The sequence below is a fragment of the Phenylobacterium sp. genome (assembly GCF_020253645.1).
Classification (GTDB): Bacteria; Pseudomonadota; Alphaproteobacteria; order Caulobacterales; family Caulobacteraceae; genus Phenylobacterium.
On sequence record NZ_JADCBG010000108.1, the window covers coordinates 1 to 3,781 of the forward strand.

General features: G+C 70.2%; 4 protein-coding genes. All 4 read right to left on the reverse strand.

Features of this window, described 5'->3' with window-relative positions:
- On the reverse strand, nucleotides 1–812 hold an 812-nt coding region (locus INE98_RS07635), incomplete at its 3' end, for a phosphotransferase (RefSeq protein WP_293537892.1).
- Nucleotides 799–2,079 carry an aminotransferase class III-fold pyridoxal phosphate-dependent enzyme gene (locus INE98_RS07640; protein ID WP_293537894.1) on the reverse strand — a complete coding sequence of 427 codons (1,281 nt, stop codon included), beginning with the start codon at nucleotides 2,077–2,079 and terminating at the stop codon, nucleotides 799–801. The genes INE98_RS07640 and INE98_RS07635, both read right to left, overlap by 14 nt.
- Complete coding sequence (locus tag INE98_RS07645) at nucleotides 2,072–3,115, reverse strand: phosphotransferase (RefSeq protein WP_293537896.1); 1,044 nt, start codon at nucleotides 3,113–3,115, stop codon at nucleotides 2,072–2,074. Before INE98_RS07645 ends, INE98_RS07640 begins: the two co-directional genes overlap by 8 nt.
- A 57-nt stretch (nucleotides 3,116–3,172) precedes the next feature.
- A partial coding sequence (locus INE98_RS07650) for an acyl-CoA dehydrogenase family protein (RefSeq protein ID WP_293537898.1) occupies nucleotides 3,173–3,781 on the reverse strand: 609 nt, incomplete at its 5' end.

A 3,781-nucleotide genomic window follows, 5' to 3' on the forward strand; every position in this document is an offset into this window, starting at 1 on the left:
AGGAAGGCGTCCCTGACAGCTGCGAAGTCCGGCGCGGCCTGCTGGTGCGTCAGGGCGACGGCGAGGTCGTACATCCGCCAGCCGAAGGCCGCGTCGTCGAAGTCGATGATGGCGAGACCCTCCTGCCGGATCAGCAGGTTGCCCGGGTGCAGGTCAGCGTGGATCATGCCGAAGACTGCGGGGTCCTGCGGCAGGCCGGACAGGCGGGCGTAAAGCAGGTCGCGAGCGGCCAGAACGAGTTCGCGGTCCTCCGCCGAGAGGGCGGCGTGATCCCAGAAGGGCCCCCACCGGGGCGCAGGGCCCATCAGGCCATCGGCGTCCAGCCAGGGGCGGACGAAGCCGGGGGGCGGGGTCCAGGCCTCGGACTGCAGGTGGGTCCGGGCGACCAGGGCGCCGAGGCGGTGGAACCAAAAGGGGCGCTCGCCGGTCCGGTCCGGCGACTCCAGGAAATCGTCCAGCACCTCCCCGTCGATCCAGCGTGTCACCCCGGCCAGCCGGGTCTCGCCCGTCGCCTCGACCGGCTGGGCGACGAAAGCGCGTCCGTCCCGGGCCGGCAGGGGCTCTGGCGCAGCCAGTCCCGCCGCGCGCAGGGCGCCGGTCCAGACCCGCTCGGCCTCGAGCTCAGCGGCGGAATTATAGCCTGGCCGGTGCAGGCGCAGGACCCAGTCCTCGCCGGTCCTGCCGTCCGTCAGGCGGAAGGTGACGTTTTCCGAGACCGTGACCAGCGACACGCGCGGGTCTGCGACCGGGAAGGCGCGCGCCGCCTCTCGGGCGGCCGGCAGGAAGAGCCGCTCGGCCTCATCCCGCTCCATGCAGGGCGTCCAGCGTCGCGTCGAAGGCGGGCAGGAAGGCCTCGGCATCGGCCTGGCTGAAGACCAGGGGCGGGCGGATCTTGACCACGTTGTTGAAGGCTCCGGCGTTGGAGGTCAGGAAGCCCCGGTCCTTCAGCCCGTTGCAGACCGCCCGAGCGGCGGCGAGGTCCGGCGCGCCGTCGGACCCCACCATCTCCACCCCGAGGAAGAGACCGCAGCCCCGGGCGTCAGCCACCCCGGGCCAGCGCCCGACCCGGGCCTTCAGCTCCGCCTCCAGGAAGGCGCCCACGCGTTCGGCGTTGGCCAGCAGGTCCCGGGACTCAATCTCGTCCAGTACGGCGTGACCCGCCGCGGCCTGCAGGGGGCTGGAGGCGAAGGTGTTGAAGTAGCGGGTCCGGGACCGGAAGGTCTCGACCAGGGCGCGGGAGGCCGTGGTCGCGGCCAGGGGCACGCCATTGCCCATGGGCTTGCCCGTCACCACGATGTCCGGCGTGAAGCCGGTGACCTGATAGCCCCACCACTGGCCCGTGCGGCCATACCCCGACTGCACCTCGTCGGCGATGATGAGGCCCCCGCGGGCCCGCACCCGCTCGGCGGCCCTGCCCATGAAGCCGGGCGGGATGTCCGGCAGGCCCTCATTGGCCAGGATGGAGCAGACGATCAGGGCGGCGATCCCGTCGCCGGCGGCCTCAAGGGCGTCCAAGGCCCGGTCCAGACCCGCCAGGTAGGCTTCGGTCAGAGCCTCGCCCGACAGGCCGGGCTCTGGAGTTCGGAAGGTCTGGGGGAAGGGAAAGCTGCGGAAGCCCCGCGCCCGGTCCGACCCGACGGGCAGGCCGCTCATGGCCCCCACCAGTTCGGAGTTGCCGTGGTAGGTGGCGTCCGTGCAGACGATCCCGCGCCGGCCGGTGGCCATGCGCGCCATCCTGAGGGCGATCTCGTTGGCCTCTGTGCCCGAGCAGGAAAAGATCACGCTCTCGGCGAAGTCGCCGTGCAGGCCCGCCACCCGCTCGGCCAGGCGGATGATGTCCTCGTGGAGGTAGCGGGAATGGACGTTCAGGGTCGCCTGCTGCCGCCCGATGGCCTCGGCCACCCGGGGGTTGCCGTGCCCCACGCAGGGCACATTGTTGTACATGTCGACATAGCGACGGCCTGCGGCGTCATAGAGCCAGGCGCCCTCGCCGCGGACGATGTGCAGGGGGGTCTCGTAGAACAGGGCCGCCCCGGCGCCGAAGGCGCGGTTGCGGCGCTCGAGCAGGCTGTCAGACAACCGCCGGACCCCCGTTGGCGATGGACCAGGCCCGGGCGGCATAGCGCTGGATAGAAGGATAGGCCTCGACATACCGGTCCGACGAAGCGTTACCGTCCAGGCCGCGCTTGTAGACCCCCTGGTTGATGGCCGCGATGCGGAACAGGGTGAAGGCCAGATGGAAGCTCCAGTCCGTCAGGGGCGGTCGGCCCGAGGCCTCGGCATAGATCTCGAACATTTCGGCCTGGGACGGGATTCCGAGGTCGGTGATCGTCTTCTGGGGCGTCTCGCCCATCATGAAGAGGGTGGTGTAGGCGACGTCGGAGTAGGGATCGCCGAGGGTCGATAGCTCCCAGTCCAGCACCGCCTCGAGCTTCGGCTCGGTGGGATGGAGCATGCTGTTGCGGATCGAGAAATCGCCATGGACGATCCGCGTCTCGCTCGCCGCCGGCATGTTGGCCGGGAGCCACTCCATCAGCCGTTCCATGTCGGGATGGTCGTCCGTCTGGGCGGCCTTGTACTGGCGCACCCAGCGACTGATCTGGCGCTCGTAAAAATTGCCCGGCCGTCCGTAGTCGGACAGTCCGACGGCGGCGGGGTCTATCGCGTGCAGCCGGGCCAGCACCTTCAGGTAGTCGGTGAAGACCGCCCTCCGCTCGGCCGTTGTCATGCCGGGCAGGGAGGGATCCAGGAAGATCCGGCCCTTCACCCAGTCCATCACGAAGAACTCGGAGCCGATGACCGAAGCGTCCTCGCAATGCAGGCGGACGGTGGGCACGGGCACGCCGGAACCGCCGAGGGCCTTCAGCACCGTGTACTCGCGCCCGACCTGGTGGGCCGACGGCAGGAGGTCGCCGGGGGGCTTCTTGCGGACCACCCAGCGGCGGTCCGGCGAGGCGATCAGGAAGGTGGGGTTGGAATGCCCGCCCTCGAACTGGCGGACGGTCAGGGGAGGACGGAAGCCCTCCAGACGGCCGTCCAGCCAGGCCTCAAGCCGGGCCTCGTCAAAGCGGTGCGCCGCGCGCACCTCGGTGATCTCGGCTTCGCCTTCCGACATCGGAGCCTCCCGTGGAACGGGACGGCGACCCTGCGGGGCCGCCGTCCGCGCGTCCCGTCAGTTCCGCCAGACGACGCTCGAGGTCTGGTCCTCGCCGCCGCCCTCATACTGGCGGATCTCATGGCGGCCGACCACGAGGTGATGGACCTCGTCCGGACCGTCGGCGATGCGAAGGGTCCGCTGGCCGGTGTACATCCGGGACAGGGGGGTCCACTGCGAGACGCCGGTGGCGCCGTGCATCTGGATGGCCTGGTCGATGATCTGGCAGACCCGCTCGGGCACCATGGCCTTGACCATGTGGACCCACACGCGAGCTTCGCGGTTGCCGAGGACGTCCATCGCCTTGGCGGCCTTGAGCACCATCAGGCGCATGGCCTCGATGTCGATCCGGGCGCGGGAGATGATCTCCACATTGCCGCCGAGCCAGGCGATCTTGCGGCCGAAGGCCTCCCGGGACAGGCCCCGACGGACCATGAGGTCCAGAGCCCGCTCGGCCTGGCCGATCGAGCGCATGCAGTGGTGAATCCGGCCCGGGCCAAGGCGCAGCTGGCTGATCTCGAAGCCGCGGCCTTCGCCGAGCAGGATGTTCGATTCCGGCACCCGCACATTGGTGAAGCGGATGTGCATGTGGCCATGGGGGGCGTCATCCTCGCCGAAGACGTTCAT